At 71.0% G+C, this 20,808-nt stretch carries 19 protein-coding genes; 3 read left to right on the forward strand and 16 right to left on the reverse strand.

The genetic code is table 11. From position 1 onward, the window contains the following. Positions 1-91: 91 nt before the first annotated feature. The gene (locus AB0472_RS21495; RefSeq protein ID WP_366358065.1) at positions 92-442 is read left to right on the forward strand and encodes a hypothetical protein; all 351 of its coding nucleotides are present in this window, start codon (positions 92-94) and stop codon (positions 440-442) included. Positions 443-532: 90 nt separating this feature from the next. Here AB0472_RS21495 and AB0472_RS21500 read toward each other — a convergent pair whose 3' ends face one another. After that, positions 533-1,102 carry a dienelactone hydrolase family protein gene (locus AB0472_RS21500; RefSeq protein WP_366358066.1) on the reverse strand — a complete coding sequence of 190 codons (570 nt, stop codon included), beginning with the start codon at positions 1,100-1,102 and terminating at the stop codon, positions 533-535. 101 nt (positions 1,103-1,203) lie between these two features. Here AB0472_RS21500 and AB0472_RS21505 point away from each other — a divergent pair, with 101 nt between their 5' ends. Then, the gene (locus AB0472_RS21505) at positions 1,204-2,316 is read left to right on the forward strand and encodes a mechanosensitive ion channel domain-containing protein (protein WP_366358099.1); all 1,113 of its coding nucleotides are present in this window, start codon (positions 1,204-1,206) and stop codon (positions 2,314-2,316) included. Positions 2,317-2,331: 15 nt separating this feature from the next. Here the strand turns inward: AB0472_RS21505 and AB0472_RS21510 are convergent, their stop codons facing one another. The 6 genes from AB0472_RS21510 to AB0472_RS21535 all read right to left on the reverse strand — a co-directional run bounded on the left by AB0472_RS21510 (position 2,332) and on the right by AB0472_RS21535 (position 7,964). Beyond that, the gene (locus AB0472_RS21510) at positions 2,332-3,072 is read right to left on the reverse strand and encodes an SDR family oxidoreductase (RefSeq protein WP_366358067.1); all 741 of its coding nucleotides are present in this window, start codon (positions 3,070-3,072) and stop codon (positions 2,332-2,334) included. A 199-nt stretch (positions 3,073-3,271) separates the two neighbouring features. Continuing rightward, entirely contained in the window at positions 3,272-4,858 is a 1,587-nt protein-coding gene (locus tag AB0472_RS21515; protein WP_366358068.1) for a Na+/H+ antiporter, read from the reverse strand. Positions 4,859-4,914: 56 nt separating this feature from the next. Further along, positions 4,915-5,385 (reverse strand): GNAT family N-acetyltransferase, encoded by a 471-nt coding sequence (locus AB0472_RS21520; protein ID WP_366358069.1) that lies wholly within the window; start codon positions 5,383-5,385, stop codon positions 4,915-4,917. Beyond that, positions 5,382-6,326, reverse strand: coding sequence for an RluA family pseudouridine synthase (locus AB0472_RS21525; RefSeq protein WP_366358070.1), 945 nt, complete (start codon positions 6,324-6,326; stop codon positions 5,382-5,384). The genes AB0472_RS21520 and AB0472_RS21525 overlap by 4 nt, the downstream gene beginning before the upstream one ends. Positions 6,327-6,403: 77 nt before the next feature. Continuing rightward, positions 6,404-7,018, reverse strand: coding sequence for a signal peptidase II (gene lspA / locus AB0472_RS21530; RefSeq protein WP_366358071.1), 615 nt, complete (start codon positions 7,016-7,018; stop codon positions 6,404-6,406). A gap of 67 nt (positions 7,019-7,085) precedes the next feature. Next, the gene (locus AB0472_RS21535; RefSeq protein ID WP_366358072.1) at positions 7,086-7,964 is read right to left on the reverse strand and encodes a TraR/DksA family transcriptional regulator; all 879 of its coding nucleotides are present in this window, start codon (positions 7,962-7,964) and stop codon (positions 7,086-7,088) included. A 593-nt stretch (positions 7,965-8,557) separates the two neighbouring features. Here AB0472_RS21535 and ileS point away from each other — a divergent pair. Further along, positions 8,558-11,695, forward strand: coding sequence for an isoleucine--tRNA ligase (gene ileS, locus AB0472_RS21540; RefSeq protein ID WP_366358073.1), 3,138 nt, complete (start codon positions 8,558-8,560; stop codon positions 11,693-11,695). A gap of 434 nt (positions 11,696-12,129) precedes the next feature. Here the strand turns inward: ileS and AB0472_RS21545 are convergent, their stop codons facing one another. From AB0472_RS21545 to ftsW, 9 genes are all read right to left on the reverse strand, one after another. After that, positions 12,130-13,398: a DivIVA domain-containing protein gene (locus tag AB0472_RS21545; protein ID WP_366358074.1), complete on the reverse strand. Its 1,269-nt coding sequence runs from the start codon at positions 13,396-13,398 to the stop codon at positions 12,130-12,132. A gap of 55 nt (positions 13,399-13,453) precedes the next feature. Further along, a complete protein-coding gene (locus tag AB0472_RS21550) occupies positions 13,454-13,738 on the reverse strand; it encodes a YggT family protein (protein ID WP_046729537.1) in 285 nt (94 codons plus the stop codon). A 52-nt stretch (positions 13,739-13,790) separates the two neighbouring features. Next, entirely contained in the window at positions 13,791-14,432 is a 642-nt protein-coding gene (sepF, locus tag AB0472_RS21555; RefSeq protein WP_366358075.1) for a cell division protein SepF, read from the reverse strand. A 126-nt stretch (positions 14,433-14,558) separates the two neighbouring features. After that, positions 14,559-15,278: a YggS family pyridoxal phosphate-dependent enzyme gene (locus AB0472_RS21560; RefSeq protein WP_366358076.1), complete on the reverse strand. Its 720-nt coding sequence runs from the start codon at positions 15,276-15,278 to the stop codon at positions 14,559-14,561. Between the two features lie 6 nt (positions 15,279-15,284). Then, a complete protein-coding gene (gene pgeF / locus AB0472_RS21565) occupies positions 15,285-16,013 on the reverse strand; it encodes a peptidoglycan editing factor PgeF (RefSeq protein WP_366358077.1) in 729 nt (242 codons plus the stop codon). A gap of 10 nt (positions 16,014-16,023) precedes the next feature. Then, positions 16,024-17,220 carry a cell division protein FtsZ gene (ftsZ, locus tag AB0472_RS21570; protein ID WP_366358078.1) on the reverse strand — a complete coding sequence of 399 codons (1,197 nt, stop codon included), beginning with the start codon at positions 17,218-17,220 and terminating at the stop codon, positions 16,024-16,026. 278 nt (positions 17,221-17,498) lie between these two features. Then, positions 17,499-18,296: an FtsQ-type POTRA domain-containing protein gene (locus tag AB0472_RS21575; protein WP_366358100.1), complete on the reverse strand. Its 798-nt coding sequence runs from the start codon at positions 18,294-18,296 to the stop codon at positions 17,499-17,501. Between the two features lie 29 nt (positions 18,297-18,325). Continuing rightward, a complete protein-coding gene (gene murG / locus AB0472_RS21580; protein ID WP_366358079.1) occupies positions 18,326-19,414 on the reverse strand; it encodes an undecaprenyldiphospho-muramoylpentapeptide beta-N-acetylglucosaminyltransferase in 1,089 nt (362 codons plus the stop codon). A gap of 6 nt (positions 19,415-19,420) precedes the next feature. After that, positions 19,421-20,776, reverse strand: coding sequence for a putative lipid II flippase FtsW (gene ftsW / locus AB0472_RS21585; protein WP_366358080.1), 1,356 nt, complete (start codon positions 20,774-20,776; stop codon positions 19,421-19,423). Between the last annotated feature and the right edge of the window lie 32 nt (positions 20,777-20,808).

Below are 20,808 nucleotides of genomic sequence, written 5' to 3' on the forward strand. Positions count from 1 at the left end.
ATCGATTGTTCGGTAACTCCTTGGTAGCTTGATCGAGTTGACGGGCCATCATGCCGGTGGCCCGTCAGAAACCGATCACGATTGGAGACACATGGCCACCCCCCAGCGCGCCATGAAGAAGTCCGCCGTACTCCTGGCCACCATGGCCCTCGCCGGTCTCGCGACCGTCGCTCAGGCACAGGAGGCATCGGCGGCACCGGCATTCGTCAACCTGACCGTGCTGGACACCCACGGGGCTCCCATCTACGCCCAGCCCACTTCCTCGTCGACCCGGTACCGCGTGGACGCGTTCAAGACGGTCGAGCGCATCCAGTGCTCGACCACCAAGACCCCCTCGGGGGAACGGTGGTTCCGGATATACGACTCCCAGCCGACGGCCTGGGTGTGGTCCGGGCACTTCGCGTCGCTGGTGAACCCGCCCAAGGAGTGCTTCCCCGGCTGAGTGAGGCCACCGGCACACCGCAACGACGGTAGACATGCCTGACGAACCGGCCCCGGTCGCGGCTTCATGCGAACAGGCGGCCGAGGCCGGTCACAGCGTGTCGAGGAAGCCGAGCGCCACCCGCCAGGTGGCCTCGGCGGCCTCCTCGTCGTAGTCCGGCAGACCGGGGTCGGTGTAGAGGTGGCCGGCCCCCGGGTACCGGTAGATCTCCACGTCGGCGCCGACCCGGCCCATCTGCAGGTACCAGGCGCTCAGCCAGTCGTCCGTCTCGAAGGCGTCCGGCTCGGCCACGTGCAGCTGCACCGGCAGCTCGTCCACCGAGGCGCTGGGCGCGATGTCCGACGTGCCGTGCAGGAGCAGCAGCCCCCGGGCCCGCTCGTCGCCCAGCGCCAGCGTCTGCGCGATCGAGGCCCCCAGCGAGAACCCCGCGTACACCAGCCCGCGCCCCGAGTACGGCGCCGCCGCCAGCACGGCCCGCTTCAGCAGCTCGTCCTTGCCGATCGACTCGTTGAACTCCATGCCCTCCTCGACCGTGTCGAACGTGCGGCCCTCGAAGAGGTCCGGCGTCCACACCTCGTGCCCCGCGGCACGCAGCCGGTCCGCGGCCTCGCGCACCGCGGGCCTGAGCCCATAGGTCGAGTGAAAGAGCATGATGTTCATGAACCCATGGTGCCAGCCCGCAGGGTGACGCCTGTCACCCCCTTCGCGTCGATCAGCATGTTCAGGATCCCGCCGGAGCGGTTACGTTCGGAGCCATGGAGATGGAGAACGTACTCCGCCCGCTGATCGTGGTCGGCGGCGCCGTCGTCCTCACCCTGCTGATCGGCTGGGCGACCGACCTGCTGCTGCGCAAGGCCGACGCACGGCACAGCGAGACACCCCTGTGGGGCCTGCTGCGGCGCGGCCGCATCCCCTATCAGCTGGTGCTGTGCACGGCCCTGCTCAGAGGCTCCTACAACCAGGCCGAGCTGATCCTGGAGCACCGGGTCGCCGTCGGCCAGATCCTGACCCTGGTCCTGATCGGGTCGGCCGCCTGGCTGGTGGTGCGGATCGCGGCGGCGATCGTCGACACGTCGTACACCCGCTACGCCCGCGGCCACACCGACGCGGCCCGGGTGCGCCGGGTGCGCACCCAGGTGTCGCTGATCATGCGGGTGGTGACGGCGGTCGTCGGCGTGGTGGCCGTGGCGGCGATGCTGCTGACCTTCCCGGCGATGCGCGCGGCCGGTGCCTCGCTGCTGGCCTCCGCCGGGATCCTCGGCATCGTCGCCGGTGTGGCCGCCCAGTCCACCCTGGCGAACATGTTCGCCGGCCTGCAGATCGCCTTCGGCGACATGGTGCGCCTCGGCGACACGGTCGTGGTCGACGGCGAGTGGGGCACGGTCGAGGAGATCACCCTGACCTTTCTGACGGTACGGACCTGGGACGAGCGCCGGATCACCATGCCGGTGTCGTACTTCACCTCCAAACCCTTCGAGAACTGGTCGCGGGGCACCCCGCAGATGACCGGGATCGTCTACTGGCACGTCGACCACTCGGCGCCGGTCGAGGCCATGCGGGACAAGCTCCAGGACATCCTGCGCGGGTGCCCGGCCTGGGACGGGCGGTCCTACGGCCTGGTGGTCACCGACTCCACGCCGAACACCATGCAGGTGCGGGCGCTGGTGACCGCCAAGGACGCGGACGACATCTGGACGGTCCGGGTGACCGTCCGGGAGCAGATGATCACCTGGCTGTGCGCGGAGCACCCGTACGCCCTGCCCCGGGTCAACACGGCCGACGCGGTCCTGCCACCCGGCGGGATCATCCCCTCCCAGGACGGCGCGGCAGCCGGCCGGCGCCTGCACGAGCCGCCCCGCACCGGCCGCGGCTGAGTCCTGAGTCCTCGGTCAGTGGCCGCGTTCGGCGCCGCCGTTGACCTGGATGACCTGCGAGGTGACGTGCCCGGCGGCGGGGGAGGCCAGCCAGTGCAGGGTCGCGGCGACGTCACCGGGTGTGCCGGCCCGCCCGGTGGACGTCTCGGCGACGAGCCGCTCCCGCCGGGCCTGCGCCACCGGGCCGCCGAAGAAGTCGGTGTCCTCGATGTACCCGGGCGCGACCACGTTCACGGTGACCCCGCGGGGGCCGAGCTCCCGGGCCAGGTCGTGGGCGTACGGGTGCAGGGCCGCCTTGGAGGCGGCGTAGGACCCGCTCCCCGAGCCCCGGTAGGCCGCTATGGAGCTGATGAACAGCACCCGGCCGCCGGGGTCGGCGAGCCGCTCCTTCAGCGCCTCCGTGAGCAGCACGGCGGTCAGCGTGTTCTGCCGGAAGTTGCCGGTCCAGACGCGGGCGGCGGCGTCGAGGGGGTCGCCGCTCTCCGCGTCGGGCGCGCGCGCCGCGTTCCCGCCGGCGCTGTGGACGAGCACGTCCACGGCCCCGAACTCCTCCGCGACGAACCGCGCGACCGCGCGCACCTGCCCGGGTTCGGCCAGATCGGCGGCGTACACCTCCGCCCCGGGCACCCCCGCCCTCTCCAGCACCTCCCTGCGCCGCCCGAGCAGCAGCACCCGATCCCCGTCCCCGGCGAACACCCGCGCCGCGGCGAGTCCGATCCCGGTTCCTCCACCACTGATCACAATGTTCCGAGCCATGATCCGAGACTACGAGCGCCGGGCCGACCGCGCCTGTGACTGTCCACAGGCGCCATGTACTTGTATGACCGCCACCGTCCGGTGTCCCCGACGGGGCGCTGGGGGTACCCCCGGCCGAAGGCTGGGGGAGGAACCGCGCGACCAGCCACGACCGAGCCGCAGACGAACGACGGCACATCACGGCACCCCCGGCGGAGCGTCAGCGCAGGCTGCGGACGTCCAGGTGCCGCAGCACCCGGTCCACGATCTCCGGATCCGCCCCCGGCTCGCTGCGCGCCGCCAGCACCTCGTGCCGTGCCGCGCTCAGCATCTCCTGCTGGATCCGCCGCAACCGCTTCGCCCGCCGCATCCGCTTGTCGTGGCCCTCGCGCCGCTCGTCCTCCACCACGTCGGGACTGATCCGGAACCCGATCTCGAAGGCGCGCCGCAGCATCTGCTCCGTCACGTCCTCCGGCAACTCCTCGACCTGCTCGATCTCCTTCAGGCGCCGCCGTGCCGCCTTCGCCGCCCGTACCGCCAGCTCCTTCTCGATCTCCTTCTCGCGGTCGGTGTCGGCCCGTACCCCCAGCCGTTTCACCAGCCACGGCAGGGTCAGCCCCTGGAGGACCAGCGTCGCCATGATCACCCCGAAGGCGATGAAGACGATCTCGTCACGGTCCGGGAAGGCGGAGCCGTCGTCCGTCTTCAGGGGGATGGCCAGGGCCAGCGCCACCGACGCCACCCCGCGCATCCCGGACCACCACATCACGATGGTCTCCCGCCAGCTGGTCGGGATCTCCTCGTCGTAGTCCCGCCGGGCGTGCAGCCGCTTGGTCAGCCAGGTGGCCGGCAGCAGCCAGACCAGCCGTACCACGACCACCACGCCGACGATCGCGGCCGCCCAGCCGAGCAGCTCGCCCCAGCGGCCGGACGCCGTGCGGATCGCGTTGTGCAGTTCCAGGCCGATCAGCCCGAACGCGACACCGGTGACGAGCGTGTCGACGATGTCCCAGAAGGTGTATCCGGCGAGCCGGGTCATGACGTCGTCGGCGTCGGTGGCGTACTCGGCGATGAACAGCGCGGTGGTGAGGACCGCGAGGACCCCGGAGCCGTGCAGTTCCTCGGCGATCACGTAGGAGGCGTAGGGAACGATCAGGGTCAGGCCGATCTGCAGGGTGGCGTCGCCGAGCACGTCCATCAGCTTGTTCGCGCCCCAGCCGAGCACCAGCCCCACCACGACCGCGACCACGGCGGACAGCAGGAAGTCCAGCCCGGCCCGCCACGGGGAGAAGGTGTGGCTGACCACGGCCGCGATGGCCACGTGGTAGAGCACGATGGCCGTGACGTCGTTGAAGAGCCCCTCGCCCTCCAGGATCGACACCAGCCGGCGCGGCAGCCCGAGCTGCCCGGCGACGGCGGTCGCGGCGACCGGGTCGGGCGGGGCGACCAGCGCGCCCAGGGCGATCGCGGCGGCGATCGGCAGCCCGGGCACGATCGCGTTGGCGACGACGGCCACGCACAGCGTGGTGACGAAGACCAGGGCCACGGCGAGCAGGAAGATCGGCCGTTTGTTGGCCGTGAACTGCCGCCAGGAGGTCCGTCGGACGGCGGCGTAGAGCAGCGGCGGCAGCAGGCCGGGCAGGATCAGCTCGGGCGGGATGTTCACGTTCGGCACGAAGTCGGCGACCGCGAGGACGATCCCGAACAACGTCATCAGAACGGGCGCCGGCAGTCCGAACCGGTCCCCCACCGGAACACTGACGAGGGCCCCGAGCAGCAGCACGAACAACAGGGCCAACTGATCCACGGCCAGCGCTCCGGGTGTAGACGATCACACAGCGGGACACCAGCGTGCCATGCCGGCTACAGAACCCTGCGCATCCCCCGGTGCGGGATGCCGGCCTCCTCGTACTCCACGCCGTACGGCTCGTAGCCCAGCCGCTCGTAGAAGCCCAGCGCGTGGGCCTGCGCGTGCAGGTCCACCGCGGCCAGGCCACGCGCGCGTGCGGCCTCCTCGATGGCGCGCACCAGGGCGACGCCGATGCCCAGGCCGCGGGCCTCCGCGGAGACCGCGAGCCGGCCCAGGGAGCCGAGGGCCGGGTCACCGCCGGTCTTGGCCGCGGCCACCGCGCCGTACAGCAGCCGGCCGGTGCCGAGCGGTACGCCGTCCTCGCGGACCGCCAGGACGTGCACGGCGACGGGGTCGTACGCGTCGTACTCCAGGTCCTCGGGGACGCCCTGCTCGGCCACGAAGACCTGCTTGCGCACCGCGAAGCACGCCTCCAGGTCGGCGGGATCCTCGGCGACCCGCACCGTGTACGCGCGTGTGCTCATCCGTAGGTCTCCTCACGGACCTGGTCGAGCGCCTGCTGCAGGTCGGCCGGGTAGTCGCTGGCGAACTCGACCCACTCGCCGTCCCCCGGGTGCTCGAAGCCGAGGCGGACGGCGTGCAGCCACTGGCGGGTCAGGCGCAGCCGCTTGGCGAGCGTCGGGTCGGCACCGTACGTCAGGTCGCCGACGCAGGGGTGGCGGTGGGCGGCCATGTGGACGCGGATCTGGTGGGTGCGGCCGGTCTCCAGCTTCACGTCGAGCAGGGAGGCCGCGCGGAACGCCTCGATGAGGTCGTAGTGGGTCACGGAGGGCTTGCCCTCGGCCGTGACCGCCCACTTGTAGTCATGCTGCGGGTGGCGGCCGATCGGGGCGTCGATGGTGCCGCTGGTCGGGTCGGGGTGGCCCTGCACGAGGGTGTGGTAGCGCTTGTCGACCGTGCGCTCCTTGAACTGGCGCTTCAGCGACGTGTACGCCCGCTCCGACTTGGCGACCACCATCAGGCCCGAGGTGCCGACGTCGAGGCGGTGCACGATGCCCTGGCGCTCGGCGGCGCCGGAGGTGGAGATGCGGTAGCCGGCGGCGGCGAGACCGCCGATCACGGTCGGGCCGGTCCAGCCCGGCGAGGGGTGCGCGGCCACACCGACCGGCTTGACGATCACGACCACGTCCTCGTCGTCGTGCACGATCTCCATGCCCTCGACGGGCTCCGCGACGATCTGCACGGGGGCGGGCGCCCCCGGCATCTCGACCTCCAGCCAGGCCCCGCCGTGCACCCGCTCGGACTTGCCGACCACCGAGCCGTCGACCTGCACCTTGCCCGCCGCGGCCAGCTCGGCCGCCTTGGTGCGGGAGAAGCCGAACATGCGGGAGATGGCGGCGTCGACGCGCTCGCCCTCCAGGCCGTCCGGCACGGGCAGGGTTCGGATCTCGGGAATCGTGCTCACCCGTCGAGTATGCCGGACACCGCCGACACCCCCGTACGCAAGCCCCCGCGGACCCCGGTGGGCCCCTGCCGCCCCCGTCAGTCCTTGTGGACGGTCCCGTCCGGGTCCAGGCCTCGGAAGGAGAGCAGCACGATCAGGATGCCGCCGCAGACGATCGCGGAGTCGGCCAGGTTGAACACCGCGAAGTCCCTGGGCGCGATGAAGTCGACGACCTGGCCCTCGAAGATCCCGGGCGAGCGGAAGATCCGGTCGGTGAGGTTGCCGAGCGCGCCGCCGAGCAGCAGGCCGAGCGCGACCGCCCAGGGGAAGCTGTACAGCTTGCGCGCCAGCCGGAAGATCACGACGATCACGGCCGCCGCGATCAGCGTGAAGATGATCGTGAAGGCGCCGCCGAATCCGAAGGCCGCGCCCGGGTTGCGGATCGCGTGGAACTCCAGCCAGTCGCCGATGACCTCGATCGGGGCGTGGTGCTCCAGCTTCGCGACCACGATCATCTTGCTGACCAGGTCGAGGGCGTACGCGAAGGCGGCCACCGCGAACAGCACGGCGATCCGGCGCCCGCGGCCGGGCCGCGGGTCCGCGGTGGACTGCTGATCCGCACCGGACGCGTCGGACGCGCCGGGCGCCGCCGTCCGCTCGCCGCCGTCGTCCGGGGTGCCCGGCGTACCGATGATGCGTTCCGCCTCTGCCACGTGAGTCCCTCAACCTAGGTGCCTGCCTCGGGACGAGACTACGGCACGCCCCAGGAGACCCCGATGCTCAGTAGCGGCGTTCCTGCTTCTGCTTGCACTCCACGCACAGGGTGGCCCTCGGGAAGGCCTGCATCCGGGCCTTGCCGATGGGGTTCCCGCAGTTCTCGCAGAGGCCGTAGGTGCCCGCGTCGAGCTTCTGCAGGGCGCGCTCGGTCTGCTCGAGCATCTCGCGCGCGTTGGCGGCCAGCGCCAGTTCGTGCTCGCGGGTGATGTTCTTGGTGCCGGTGTCGGCCTGGTCGTCACCCGCGCCGTCCCCGGAGTCGCGCATCAGCCCGGCCAGGGCGCTCTCGGACGCGTCGAGCTCCGCGCGCAGCCGCTTCGCCTCGGCCGTCAGCTCGGTGCGCGCCTCCTCGACCTCCTCCGGTGTCCACGGGTCCTCGCCGGGACGCACCGCGAGTTCACCCGGAACCGCCGTGGCGATCCGCGCCTTGGGGAGGGCGGTGTCCGCCGCCGTGGAAGTGCCAGGAGTCTTCTTCGCAACCACCGTCGTGGCTCCCGTCTGCTTCGCGGCCCGCGCCGCGCCCGCTTTCTTGGCCGTGCTCTTCTTGGCCGTGCTCTTCGCCGCCGCGGTCCCCGTCGCCGCGGCCCTGGACGCGCTCTTCTCCGCCTTCGCCGACTTCGCCCCGTCGGCCTTCTTCGCGACGGCCTTCTTCGCCGCCGTCTTCCTCACGGGCGTCTTCTTCGCGGCCTCTTTCCCGACGGAGGCCTCTTCACCCCGCGTGTTCCCGGCGGACGCCTCTTCACCCCGCGCCTTCCCGGAAGGGGCCGCCGCTGTCGCGTCCGTGCCCTGCTTTCCGCGGCCCCCTTCGGTGTCGCCGCCGGAGGCGGCCGCGCCCCTGGACCGGCCGGACACCGGCTGCTGTACGGCGGTCTTCTTCGCCACCATGGCCGCAGCCCCTTCACATATTGTGATTTTGCACGCGAATCGTGCTGGGACGATAAATCGACTCGAGTCCCGCGGCAACGGGGCACGCCGCCCGATCCACCTGCCCCGCACCCCCCTCGCAGCAGGTATGCATGCGTTGTGCCCAGCTCCCCGCGCGGTAATCCGCCGAGCCGGACATCCCAGGATGCGAACACGCGTACCGCGCCATTCGGGTCATCTCGGCGGGCGGGCCACCCGGGCCCGGCGGCCTCCGGAAAACGGGTCGGCCGCTGTCCGTGCGGCGCCGTACACTGGGCGGAGCGAGAAGCGTGGATGGGGACGAGTAGCGGCGTACGCAGCCCAGAGCGACCCGGGGACGGTGGGAGCCCGGGGGTGAGCGCGACGTGAAGATCACCCCGGAGCCGCCGGAAGAAAGCCCTGCAAGGGTCGGTAGAGCCGGCATCGCGACCCCAATGAGGGGGCTCACCGGCGCGCACGGCGTCCGGAGGGCCAAGGAGGGTGGTACCGCGGGAGCGCGCCGCACACGGCGTAGGCAGGACAAGGCTCTCGTCCCTCCGACGGAAGGCAGCAAGTCCGTTGGAGGAAGCTCGCAGATGACAGCGCCGACGTACCGCCAGGTGCCCGCACAGGTCGACCTGCCCGCCCTCGAGCACGCCGTGCTCGACTTCTGGCGCGAGCAGAAGATCTTCGCCAAGACCCTGGAGCAGTCCGAGGGCCGCCCCGAGTGGGTGTTCTACGAGGGCCCGCCCACCGCCAACGGCATGCCCGGCGCCCACCACATCGAGGCGCGCGTCTTCAAGGACGTCTTCCCCCGCTTCCGCACCATGCGCGGCTACCACGTGGCCCGCAAGGCCGGCTGGGACTGTCACGGCCTGCCCGTCGAGCTGGCGGTCGAGAAGGAGCTCGGCTTCAGCGGCAAGCCGGACATCGAGAAGTACGGCATCGCCGAGTTCAACGCCAGGTGCCGGGAGTCGGTGACCCGCCACACCGATGCCTTCGAGGCGCTGACGACCCGCATGGGGTACTGGACCGACCTGGACGACGCCTACCGCACGATGGACCCCGAGTACATCGAGTCGGTCTGGTGGTCGCTGAAGACGATCTTCGACAAGGGCCTGCTGGTCCAGGACCACCGCGTCGCCCCCTGGTGTCCGCGCTGCGGCACCGGCCTGTCCGACCACGAGCTGGCGCAGGGCTACGAGACGGTCGTCGACCCCTCCGTGTACGTCCGTTTCCCGCTCACCTCCGGTCCGCTCGCCGGCCAGGCCGCGCTCCTGGTGTGGACGACCACCCCGTGGACCCTGGTGTCCAACACGGCGGTCGCCGCGCACCCGGAGGTCACCTACGTCGTCGCGACCGACGGCGCGGAGAAGGTCGTCGTCGCCGAGCCGCTCGTCGCCAAGGCGCTCGGCGAGGGCTGGGAGACCACGGGCCAGTCCTTCACCGGCGCCGAGATGGAGCGCTGGACCTATCAACGTCCGTTCGAGCTGGTGGAGTTCCCGGAACCGGCGCATTACGTCGTGAACGCGGAGTACGTCACGACCGAGGACGGTACGGGCCTGGTCCACCAGTCCCCCGCCTTCGGCGAGGACGACCTCAAGGTCTGCCGCGCCTACGGCCTGCCGGTGGTCAACCCGGTCCGCCCGGACGGCACCTTCGAGGAGGAGGTGCCCCTGGTCGGTGGCGTCTTCTTCAAGAAGGCCGACGAACGGCTCACCGAGGACCTCAAGCAGCGCGGCCTCCTCTTCAAGCACCTGCCGTACGAACACAGCTACCCGCACTGCTGGCGTTGCCACACCGCGCTGCTCTACTACGCGCAGCCGTCCTGGTACATCCGCACGACGGCGATCAAGGACCGCCTGCTCGCGGAGAACGAGGGGACGAACTGGTTCCCCGAGACGGTCAAGCACGGCCGCTACGGGGACTGGCTGAACAACAACATCGACTGGGCGCTGTCCCGGAACCGCTACTGGGGCACTCCGCTGCCGATCTGGCGCTGCGAGGACGACCACCTCACCGTGGTCGGCTCCCGCGCGGAGCTGACCGAGCTGACCGGCACCGACCAGTCGGAGCTGGACCCGCACCGCCCGTTCATCGACGAGGTCACCTTCGCGTGCCCGCAGTGCGCGCAGACGGCCACGCGCGTGCCGGAGGTCATCGACGCCTGGTACGACTCGGGCTCGATGCCGTTCGCGCAGTGGGGATACCCGTACAAGAACAAGGACCTGTTCGAGGCCCGCTACCCGGCCCAGTTCATCTCCGAGGCGATCGACCAGACCCGAGGCTGGTTCTACACCCTCATGGCCGTCGGCACCCTGGTCTTCGACAAGTCGTCGTACGAGAACGTGGTCTGCCTGGGGCACATCCTCGCCGAGGACGGCCGCAAGATGTCCAAGCACCTGGGCAACATCCTGCAGCCGATCCCGTTGATGGACCAGCACGGCGCGGACGCGGTGCGCTGGTTCATGGCGGCCGGCGGCTCCCCGTGGGCGGCCCGCCGGGTCGGGCACGGCACGATCCAGGAGGTCGTCCGCAAGACGCTGCTGACCTACTGGAACACGGTCGCCTTCCAGGCGCTGTACGCCCGTACGTCGAACTGGGCGCCGTCCGCGGCGGACCCGGCCCCGGCCGACCGCCCGGTCCTGGACCGCTGGCTGCTCTCCGAGCTGCACGCGCTCACCGACCAGGTGACGCAGGCGCTGGAGGCGTACGACACCCAGCGCGCCGGCAAGCTGCTCTCCGCGTTCGTCGACGACCTGTCCAACTGGTACGTCCGCCGTTCGCGGCGCCGGTTCTGGCAGGGCGACAAGGCCGCGCTGCGCACGCTGCACGAGGTCGTGGAGACCGTCACCAAGCTGATGGCCCCGCTGACCCCGTTCATCACCGAGCGGGTGTGGCAGGACCTGGTGGCGCCGGTGACCCCGGGAGCGCCGGAGTCGGTGCACCTGGCGTCGTGGCCGGAGGCCGACCTGTCGGCGATCGACCCGGAGCTGTCGAAGCAGATGGTCCTGGTACGGCGGCTCGTGGAGCTCGGCCGGGCCACGCGCGCGGAGTCGGGTGTCAAGACGCGGCAGCCGCTGTCCCGGGCCCTGGTGGCGGCGGTCGGCTTCGACGCGCTCGACCGGGAGCTGCACGGGCAGATCACCGACGAGCTGAACGTGTCGTCGCTGGCGTCCCTCTCCGAGGTGGGCGGCTCGTTGGTCGACACGACCGCGAAGGCGAACTTCCGGGCGCTCGGCAAGCGGTTCGGCAAGCGGGTCCAGGAGGTCGCCAAGGCGGTCGCCGCGGCGGACGCGGCCGCGCTGTCGCTGGCGCTGCGCGAGGGCACGGCGTCGGTCGAGGTCGAGGGCGAGACGGTGACGCTGGCGCCGGACGAGGTGATCATCACGGAGACGCCGCGTGAGGGCTGGTCGGTGGCGTCGGACTCCGGTGCGACCGTGGCGCTCGACCTGGAGATCACGGAGGAGCTGCGTCAGGCGGGCCTCGCCCGGGACGCGATCCGGCTGATCCAGGAGGCGCGCAAGAACAGCGGGCTGGACGTGGCCGACCGGATCGCGCTGCGGTGGGTGTCGACCGACCCGGCGGTGATCGCGGCGCTGGCGGAGCATGCTGTGCTGATCGCCGACGAGGTGCTGGCGACCGACTTCTCCCAGGGCGAGGGGGATGACGGTTACGGCGCTCCCTTCACCGACGAGGGGCTCTCGCTGACGTTCCGCCTCCGCAAGGCGTAGCCGCCGGCCTGTTCGAGAAGGGGCCCGGTCTCCACGGTGGGGACCGGGCCCCCTCGCATGTGCGGGCCGGAACCCCGACCGTGCGCGGTTCCCCGCACCCCTCCAGGCCACACCCCCTCACGCGTGCGGGCCGGAACCGTGACCGTGCGCGGTTCCCCGCGCCCCTCCAGGCCACACCCCCTCACAGGTGCAGGCCCGAACCCCGACCGTGCGCGGTTCCCCGCGCCCCTCCAGGCCACACCCCCTCACACGTGCGGGCCCGAACCCCGACCGTGCGCGGTTCCCCGCACCCCTCCAGGCAGGGGACCTGGCCCCCACGTGCCCCTGGGGGGCGGGGGATGCAACACGCGTAAAAAGGGCGGGGCCCCGGATCGGAATCCGGGGCCCCGCCCTTTGGTGCTCTGCCGACGGCTACGCGCGCTACGCGCCCGCCGTCAGTTGTCGTCCTCGTCGATGAGGAAGCCGCGCATCGGGGACGGCGCCTGGCCCATCGGGGAGGGGCCCTGCGGGCGTACCGGTGCCATCGGCTGGGTCATCGCCGGCGTCATCTGCTGCTGGCCGCCGTAGGACGGGGCAGCGGGGGACGGGCCACCCATCGACGGGTTGCCGCCGTAGGACGGGGCGCTCGCGCCGGCCGGGGCCATGGAGGGCGCCGGGGACGGCGGGAGGGAGGCCGCGGCCGGGGTACGCGGGGGCGCCAGGGAGTCGTCGGCCTGGGTCTCCAGCTGACGCAGCTGCGACTCCAGGTACGACTTCAGACGCGTGCGGTACTCGCGCTCGAAGCCGCGCAGGTCCTCGACCTTGCGCTCCAGCGTGGCGCGCGCGGACTCCAGGGAGCCCATGGCGACGCGGTGCTTCTCCTGCGCGTCCCGCTCCAGCGCGTCGGCCTTGGCACGGGCGTCCCGCTCCAGACCCTCGGCGCGGCTGCGGGCCTCACCGACGATCTTGTTGGCCTCGGAGCGGGCCTCGGCGATCGCCTGGTCGGCGGTCTGCTGGGCCAGCGAGAGGACACGGGCGGCGCTGTCGCCACCGGGGCCCTGACCGGGGCCGCCCATCGGACCGCCCATGGGGCCGCCCATCGGGCCACCCATCTGCTGCTGCATGGGGGGCTGGCCACCCATCGGGCCCATGCCCTGCCCCATCGGGCCGGGACCCTGCATGCCCTGACCCATCGGACCGGGACCCTGGCCCATCGGACCCTGGCCCATCGGGCCGGGACCCTGCGGACCGCCCTGGCCACTGGGACCGGCCGGCAGCTGCGGGGCGCCGCTCGGCAGCTGCGGGGGACCGCCCATGGGGCCACCCATCTGCTGCTGCGGCGGGCCCGATATGCCGGCGGGCACCGGAGCGCCGGGACCTCGCATGCCCTGCTGCGGCATCCCCTGGGGCATGCCCTGCTGCGGCATGCCCTGAGGCATCCCGCCCTGCTGCGGCATCCCGCCCTGCTGGGGCATCCCGCCCTGCGGCATCCCGCCCTGCTGGTCCTGGGGCTCCGGAGGCTTGCGCATGTTCTGCTGGTTCTGGGCAGCAGCGCGCGTGGCCGCGGCGAGCTTGGCGCGCAGGTCCTCGTTCTCGCGGAGCAGGCGCGTCAGCTCGGCTTCGACCTCGTCGAGGAAGGCATCGACCTCGTCCTCGTCATAGCCTTCTCGGAGGCGGACGGTCGTGAACTGCTTGTTCCGCACGTCCTCGGGGGTCAACGGCATCTCTTCACCTCAACGTAGTCGTCGGCATCGGCAAGACGGTAGGTCACATCGCTCATCACAGCCGACCAACGATCGCGATCAGGATGTAGACGATGATCATCAGTACGAAGAAGGACAGGTCGAGCGCCACGCCCCCGAGACGCAGCGGCGGAATGAACCGCCGCAGAAGCTTGAGCGGTGGATCGGTGACAGTGTAGGTGGCCTCAAGTACGACCACCATCGCCTTGCCGGGTTGCCATGAGCGGGCGAACTGGAACACGTAGTCCATGACCAACCGGAAGATGAGCACGATGAGGAAGCACATCAGCGCGATGTAGATCACATCCAGGAACACGCTCATGGTCCGTGCTTTCCCTCTCCCCTGTTTCCGTGCCTGGTACCGGTCTTGCGTCTCAGCTCTGGTTGAAGAACCCGCCCTCTGCGATGCGGGCCTTGTCCTCCGCCGTGACATCGACGTTAGCAGGCGACAACAGGAACACCTTCTGCGTCACCCGCTCGATGCTGCCGTGAAGACCAAACACCAAACCGGCCGCAAAGTCGACAAGTCGCTTCGCGTCTGTGTCATCCATCTCAGTCAGATTCATGATCACCGGGGTGCCCTCACGGAAGTGTTCCCCGATGGTACGGGCCTCGTTGTAGGTCCGGGGGTGAAGCGTGGTGATCCGGTAAGGCTCTCGTTCCGACACGACCTTGGGCATGATCACCGGTGCGTTCTTCTCCAGGCTCGCGCGTTCTTGTGTGATGGACGCCACGGGGGCGATGCGCGCCGGGCGACCCGATTCCGCGGGGAGCGCGACGGAATGCGACACCGGCTCGCGCGGGGGCGGCGGCTGCACCACTCGTACCGAATCGTCCCTTTGGGACTGGTGTGACCCGTGGGACTGGTGTGACGGCTCGTGCCGTCGGTGATCCCGCTCGGGCTCCGGGTCCAGTTCGGGCTCGAAGTCGTCATCTGGGTCGAATCCGCGGCCGTCGTACCCATCGTCCTCCACGAGGCCGAGGTAGACCGCCATCTTGCGCATCGCGCCGGCCATGCTCTGAGTCCTCCGCTCTGTGGTGGATCGGTGACGACTGCCAAGTCCCGCGATCCACACGGCCGTTGTGCCCGTCTTGGGCGGCATTGACCATATTTTCTGCTGTGGTCCGACTTCCTGGCGACGTTACCCGAGCCTGGGGCGGACTCCGAGTACCGCGGTGCCGACGCGTACATGTGTCGCCCCGGCGGCCACGGCTTCCTCAAGGTCCGCACTCATCCCTGCGGAGACCATGTTCGCAGCCGGATGGGCTCGGCGCAGGTCGGTCGACAAATCCATCAACCGCTCGAACGCCGCCCGTTGGCGCCCCGCGTACTCCCCGGTGAGCGGAGCGACGGTCATGAGGCCGTCGAGCCGCAGACCCGGTGAGCCGGCGACGAGGGCGGCCAACTCTTCGATTCCGCTCGGCGCCACGCCGCCGCGCTCCCCCCTGCCGCCCGCGCCCGCGTCGAGCGCGACCTGGAGGAGGCACCCGACCTCGCGCCCGGCCCGCATCGCCTCCCTGGACAGCGCGTCCACGAGCCGGGCCCGGTCGACGGACTGCACGAGGTCCGCATACCCCACTACCGATCGCACTTTATTGGTCTGCAATTGACCGACAAAGTGCCAAATCAAGGGCAGATCCGAACATTCGGCGGCCTTGGGGGCCGCGTCCTGGTCCCGGTTCTCGGCGACGTGACGCACCCCGAGCCCCGACAGGATCCGCACGTCGCTCGCCGGGTAGGTCTTGGTGACCACGATCAGGGTCACCTCTTCCCGCTTGCGCCCGGCCGCCGCACAGGCGGCGGCGATACGCTCTTCCACTTTCGCCAGGTTTGCGGCGAGTTCGGTCTTACGGTCCGTCATGCCCCATCAGTCCAGCCACACATAGCCGGCGAGCCGCCCCGTGGTGCGGTCCCGCCGGTACGAGAAGTGATCACCCGACTCCAGCGTGCACGCCGGCGACTGCGCCCGGTCGAGCACTCCGGCGCGCGCGAGCTGTGCGTGCACTCCGGCGCTCACGTCCACCGCCGGAGTGCCCCAGCTGGTCTCGGCGTGCGCCGCTGGCTCGACGGCGGCCACCTCGGCGCGCATCGCCTCCGGCACCTCGTAGCAGCGGCCGCAGACGGCGGGTCCGGTGCGGGCGACGATCCGGGCCGGGTCGGCACCGAGCGACTCCATGGCGTCGATCGCGGCCGGCACGATCCCCTTGACCATGCCCGGCCTCCCGGCGTGGGCGGCGGCGGCCACTCCGGCCACCGGGTCGGCCAGCAGGACCGGCACGCAGTCGGCGGTCAGCACGGCGAGGGCGAGCCCGCGGACCGCGGTCACCAGCCCGTCGACCTCCGGGGTGAGCCGGGTGGTCCACGGTCCCTCGACCTCGGCCACGTCGTTCCCGTGCACCTGGTTCATCCAGACCACCCGGCCGGGGTCCAGTCCGAGCGACTTGGCGGCGAGTTCCCGGTTGGTCCGTACCACGCCGGGGTCGTCGCCGACCGCCCCGCCCAGGTTGAGCTCCTCGTACGGAGCGGCGCTCACCCCGCCCCACCTGTCGGTGAAGGCGAAGTGCGCGCCGCTCACGGTCTCGCGCTGTCCTATCACGTCGTAAGGATCACTTGAGGAAGTCCGGTACGTCCAGTTCCTCGGCCGCGCTGTCCGTGTAGGAACGGGACGGCGGGACCGGCGGGGCGACCGGGATGTCGGCGACCGGCTCGGGCGCCGGCTCCGGCTCCTCCTTCGGCGTCACGCTGCCGAGTGAGCCGAAGGACGGGCGTTCGGGCTCGCGCCGGGCCGGAGCGGGCTCCTCGCGGCGGGCGGAGGCGGAGGACGAGCCGAGGACGGTGTCCCGGCGGGCCGGGGGCTGGCCCCCGTCGAAGCCGGCCGCGATGACGGTGACGCGGACCTCGTCGCCGAGGGCGTCGTCGATGACCGCACCGAAGATGATGTTGGCCTCGGGGTGGGCGGCCTCGCTGACCAGCTGGGCGGCCTCGTTGATCTCGAACAGGCCGAGGTCGGAGCCGCCGGAGATGGAGAGCAGCACGCCCCGGGCGCCGTCGATGGAGGCCTCCAGGAGCGGCGAGGAGATCGCCATCTCGGCGGCGGCCACCGCGCGGTCGTCGCCCCGGGCCGAGCCGATGCCCATGAGGGCGGAGCCGGCCTCGGACATGACCGACTTGACGTCGGCGAAGTCGAGGTTGATCAGGCCGGGGGTGGTGATGAGGTCGGTGATGCCCTGGACACCGGAGAGCAGGACCTGGTCGGCCGACTTGAAGGCGTCGAGCACCGAGACCTGGCGGTCCGAGATGGACAGCAGCCGGTCGTTCGGGATGACGATGAGGGTGTCGACCTCTTCGCGGAGTTCGGCGATGCCGTCCTCGGCCTGGTTCGCGCGGCGCCGGCCCTCGAAGGTGAACGGGCGGGTGACCACGCCGATGGTGAGGGCGCCCAGCGAGCGCGCGATGTTGGCCACGACGGGCGCGCCGCCGGTGCCGGTGCCGCCGCCTTCACCGGCCGTCACGAAGACCATGTCGGCCCCCTTGAGGACCTCCTCGATCTCCTCGCGGTGGTCCTCGGCGGCCTTGCGGCCGACGGCCGGGTTGGCGCCGGCGCCGAGTCCGCGGGTGAGTTCACGGCCGACGTCGAGCTTGACGTCGGCGTCGCTCATCAACAGCGCCTGTGCGTCGGTGTTGATGGCGATGAACTCGACGCCCTTGAGACCGACCTCGATCATCCGGTTGATGGCATTGACACCACCGCCGCCGACACCGATGACCTTGATGACTGCGAGGTAGTTCTGCGGTGCTGCCACGTCGAAGGCCTCTCGCCTCGAATTACGTTGCCGTCCACGTGCGGTGCCCCGTGCGGGACGGCAGATGCCGATTGGGACGGTCCGTAGCGCCGACCCGAACCCTAACGTTGAAGTTTAGGGTTACCAGTGTGTCCGTTCCTTGAAGTCTTCTGAACAGGACACTAAGTCGACAAGTGGCGCCCGTTCAACGAACACGCCGAACCTCCCGTTTTTCTTTTCACCCTATGTGATCAGCCGTAGCAGTGCCCAACCAGGGTGCTGGCCTGCGCTGATGTGCGTCAACTCGCCGATGACGCAGGGGCGGTGGGAACACTCACGTCGAAGTGCCGGGCCCCCGAGGCGGCTTTCAGGAGTGCCGTGAGGGTGCGCGCCTTCGCGGCCCCGTTCTCGGAACTGCCCCACTCCACGACGCGGCCGCCGCCCAACTCCAGCGAGATGTCGTCGTAGGAACGGACCTTGAGGGTCCGGGTGTCCCGGCGGACGGCGGCCGGAACGGCGCGTGCGACGTCGACCGCCTCCCGCACCAGCCGGTCGGTGCCGAACCGGCGCAGGCTGGCGGTCGCCGAGCCGGACCGGGCCAGGCTCAATTCCAGTTGCGGAACGCCTTTCGGCGCCTGTGAAACCGTGGCGAACCGGACGCCTTCCCTGTCCACTTCGGTGAAATTTCCGCCCTTTGCGATGAGCAGCACGGGGGTGCGCTCGGTCACTTTCAGCCCGATTCCGCGGGGCCAGGAGCGGACCACGTCCACCGTGTCGATGCGGGGCAGTCTCCGGCGCAGCCGGGCCTCGATCCCGTCGGTGTCGACGGAGACCAGCGGCGCCCCGACCGGCACGTCGGCCGCCTCCAGGACGTCCTCGGGGGTCAGAACGGCCGTACCGGAGACGGAGACATGGCGTACCCGCAGCCACGGGGAGCCGTACAGCAGCCACGCGGAGCCGGAGCCGAGGAGCACCACGGAGAGCACCAGGACGACCGTCCTGCGAAAGCGGCGGTTCCTCAGCCGCCGGATGAGCGGCGGGCCGGACGACTCCTGCTGGCGCTCACCGCGTTCCGCGGTGGTGGTCGGTCCGGCCACGCTGCTCACTTGCCTTTCGTCATACGGTCCTACCGGCTAGCGGCGATCGCCTCGTACACCATGCCGACGAGCAGGTCGTCGGCGTCCCGGCGGCCGAACTCGCTTGCCGCGCGCGACATCTCGTACAGCCGGTGCGGGTCGGCGAGCACCGGCAGGACGTTCTGCTGCACCCACTCCGGGGTGAGTTCGGCGTCGTCGACCAGCAGGCCGCCGCCGGCCTTGACCACCGGCTGGGCGTTGAGCCGCTGTTCGCCGTTGCCGATGGGCAGCGGGACGTAGGCGGCCGGGAGCCCGACGGCGGAGAGTTCGGCGACGGTCATCGCGCCCGCGCGGCAGAGCATCATGTCGGCCGCGGCGTACGCGAGGTCCATCCGGTCCAGGTAACTTACCGGGATATAGGGCGGCATCCCCGGCATCTGGTGCACTCGCGGCAGTTCGTTCTTCGGGCCGACGGCGTGCAGGATCTGGATGCCGGCCTGCTGCAGCCAGGGCGCGACCTGCTGGACGACCTCGTTGAGGCGGCGGGCGCCCTGGGAGCCGCCGGAGACCAGCAGCGTGGGCAGGTTGGGGTCGAGGCCGAACCGGTGCCGGGCCTCGGGGCGGGCGGCGGCCCGGTCCAGGGTGGCGATGGAGCGGCGCAGCGGGATGCCGATGTAGCGGGCGTCACGCAGCTTGCTGTCCGGGGTGGAGACGGCGACCCTGGCGGCGTACCGCGAGCCGATCTTGTTGGCGAGGCCGGGGCGGGCGTTGGCCTCGTGGATCACGATCGGCACGCCGAGGCGCTTGGCGGCGAGGTAGCCGGGCAGCGCGACGTAACCGCCGAAGCCGACGACGCAGTCCGCCTTGGTGCGCTCCATGATCTGCTCGGCGGCCTTGATGGTGCCACGCAGCCGGCCGGGCACGGTGATCAGCTCGGGAGTGGGCCTGCGGGGCAGCGGCACCGCCGGGATCAGGGCGAGCTCGTAGCCGCGCTGCGGGACGAGCGTGGTCTCCAGGCCGCGTTCCGTGCCCAGGGCCGTGATCCCCACGGTGGGGTCCTGCCTGCGCAGGGCGTCCGCGAGGGCGAGCGCGGGCTCGATGTGGCCGGCGGTCCCCCCACCAGCGAGTACGACATGCACCGAAATTCACCGCTCTCCGGACGAGCGCGCCACCGAGGCACGCCGTCGCATCGTGTTCCATCTCCGAGACCCCTGAGGGCCCCCGCCTCCCCGCTTTCTACCAAAGCGAGGTTGCCGCATCGCAAGCGCCGCCCGCGCAGCGGGCTCGTCGCGCGCGAAGGCGATCAGCAGCCCGATGGCGAACATGGTCGGCAGCAGGGCGGAGCCTCCGTAGGAGAACAGCGGGAGCGGGACGCCGGCGATCGGCAGCAGGCCGAGCACCGCACCGATGTTGATCACCGCCTGGGCGGTGATCCAGGTGGTCACGCCTCCCGCGGCGTACCTCACGAAGGGGTCCTCCGTGCGTCCGGCCACGCGGATACCCGCATAGCCTAGAGCCGCGAAGAGGGCCAGGACCGACAGCGTCCCCGCCAGGCCCAGTTCCTCACCGGTGACGGCGAAGATGAAGTCGGTGTGGGCCTCGGGGAGTTGTCCCCATTTCTCCACACTCGCCCCGAGACCGGATCCGAAGAGCCCGCCGGAGGCCAGGGCGTAGATGCCATGAACCGCCTGCCAGCAGTCGGCGACGCCGCTCCTCGGCTCGGTGGCCCCGATGCAGGCGAGCCGGGCCATGCGGTTGGGGCTGGTCTTGATGAGGATCACACCGAGCACACCCGCGATGGACAGCACACCGGCGAACAGCCGGGTCGGCGCCCCCGCCAGCCACAGCACGCCGAACAGGATCGCGGTCAGGATGATCGCGGTGCCCATGTCGCCGCCGAGCATGATCAGCCCTAGCAGCAGGAAGCTCACCGGAACGAGCGGCACCAGCATGTGCTTCCACTGGGCCAGCAGCCGCCTCTCCTGTTTGCGCGCCATCAGGTCGGCGCCCCACAGCACCAGGGCGAGCTTGCCGAACTCGCTGGGCTGGATCTGGAAGGACCCGCCCAGGGAGATCCAGTTCTGGTTGCCGTTGACGGACATCCCTATCCCCGGCACCTGCACCAGCGCCATCATGAAGACCGCCCCGGCGAGGATCGGGTAGGCGAGCGCCCGGTGCAGCTTCACCGGCATGCGGGACGCCACGAGCAGCAGCACGCCGCCGATACAGGCGGCCAGGAACTGCTTCCGGAAGAAGAACGAGCCCGGCAGCGACATCTGCAGCGCGGTGATCTGGGAGGCCGAGTAGACCATCACCAGGCCCAGCACGATGATGAGCAGACTGCCGCCGAGGATCAGGTAGTACGCGGTGAGCGGTCGGTCCCAGGCCCGGTGGGCGCGCGTGTGCAGACGCCGCAGCGGGTTGTCGCGCGAGGCGCCGGGCGCGGCAGGCCGGCGGACCGCCCGCTGTACGGGCGGCCGCCCGGTGCGGCTACCGGACATCAACGCCTCCGCTGCACGTCGACCGTCCCACG

This window comes from Streptomyces sp. NPDC086777 (assembly GCF_040702065.1).
Classification (GTDB): Bacteria; Actinomycetota; Actinomycetes; order Streptomycetales; family Streptomycetaceae; genus Streptomyces.